Genomic DNA, 1257 nt, shown 5'->3' with positions numbered 1-1257 from the left:
ACTGGAGTGGGTATGATGAATTGGACACCTAGTTAAGAGCGAAAGGTGTTCAAGATGACCCAAAGAAGAAAGCGATACGACAGGCAGTTCAAGGTCTCGGCGGCAAAGGTGGTCCTGTCCGGGGAAATGACGGTCAAAGGCCTATCGGAGGAACTCGGCATAAAGGATTCGACGCTGAGAAGATGGGCCCGCGAATACGAGGAGATGGGAGACGGCGCGTTCCCCGGAAACGGCTCCCCGAAGATCAACAAGGACTACGAGATCGTGAAGCTCAAGAAGAAGGTCGAGGAGCTCGAGCGCGAGAACGAGATACTAAAAAATTTCCGGGCCTTCTTGAGTCAAGACCATGCGTGAGGTTCGAGTTCCTCAAAGAGCATAGGGGCGAGATCGGCCCCATCAAGAAGGCATGCGGGCTGATGAAAGTCTCGAAATCCGGTTTCTACGAGTATCTCGGCCGGAAGAAGTCCGACGCCCAGATAGAGCGGGAGGCGATCGAAGGTTTCGTCGTCGAGGCCTTCGAGCGGCACAAGGGCCGTTACGGCTACCGGCGCATCAACCGCGAACTGCGAAAAAGCGGCATCGTCGTGAGCGAGAAGCGCGTGCTCCGCATCATGCAGAAGCTCGGACTTGCCGGAAAGGGCGCGACCCGAAAACACCGCATCCAGAAGAAGGTCGAGCCGGGAGACCCTCGGTTGAACCTGGTAGAGCGCGCTTTCACCGTGGGCGAGCGCAACAGGCTTTGGGTGGGCGACATCACCTACATACCCACAAGAGAAGGGTGGCTCTATCTCGCAGCCGTGATAGACGCCTTCTCCCGCAAGGTCGTGGGCTGGTCGATGTCCGAGCGCATCACCGAGAAGGTCGCGATCGACGCGATGGAGCAGGCGGTCGGCAGGGAGGGTCCGCCAGATGACGGCAGCCTCGTCTTCCATGACGATCAGGGCGCGCAGTACACCTCCCGTTCCTTCCAGCGGTGTCTGGACTCGCATGGCATAGTCCAGTCGGTATCAAGGCCCGGCACGCCGCTGGACAACGCGGTGGCCGAGTCGTTCTTCAAGACGCTGAAAAGGGAATTGGTGAAAGAGAGGAGCTATGGGACGAGGGACGAGGCCAAGCAGGACATCTTCAAGTACATAGAGCTCTATTACAATAGGGTGCGCATGCATTCCACCCTGGGCTACATGTCTCCAGTGGAATACGAGCGGCAATACGCTTGAGGATCCTTAAAAGAAAGTCCAGTTTATCCTTCCCACTCCA

General features: G+C 57.4%; 1 protein-coding gene and 1 pseudogene. Both read left to right on the top strand.

From position 1 onward, the window contains the following. Window positions 1–54: 54 nt before the first annotated feature. A pseudogene (locus AB5Z25_RS10895) lies at window positions 55–294 on the top strand (transposase); the annotation flags it as partial. Then, on the top strand, window positions 183–1217 hold the full coding sequence (locus AB5Z25_RS10890; RefSeq protein WP_152068358.1) for an IS3 family transposase: 1035 nt from the start codon (window positions 183–185) through the stop codon (window positions 1215–1217). The pseudogene AB5Z25_RS10895 and the gene AB5Z25_RS10890, both read left to right, overlap by 112 nt. The last annotated feature ends 40 nt before the right edge of the window (window positions 1218–1257 follow it).

It is taken from the genome of Collinsella aerofaciens (genome assembly GCF_040910325.1).
Taxonomy (GTDB): domain Bacteria; phylum Actinomycetota; class Coriobacteriia; order Coriobacteriales; family Coriobacteriaceae; genus Collinsella; species Collinsella aerofaciens_BL.
The sequence above is the reverse complement of the archived record's forward strand: the minus strand, read 5'-3'. Positions and strand labels throughout refer to the sequence as shown.

Coding starts and splice junctions, on each gene's coding strand:
- AB5Z25_RS10890 (WP_152068358.1), top strand. CDS start 183: ATGGGCCCGCGAATACGAGGAGATGGGAGACGGCGCGTTCCCCGGAAA.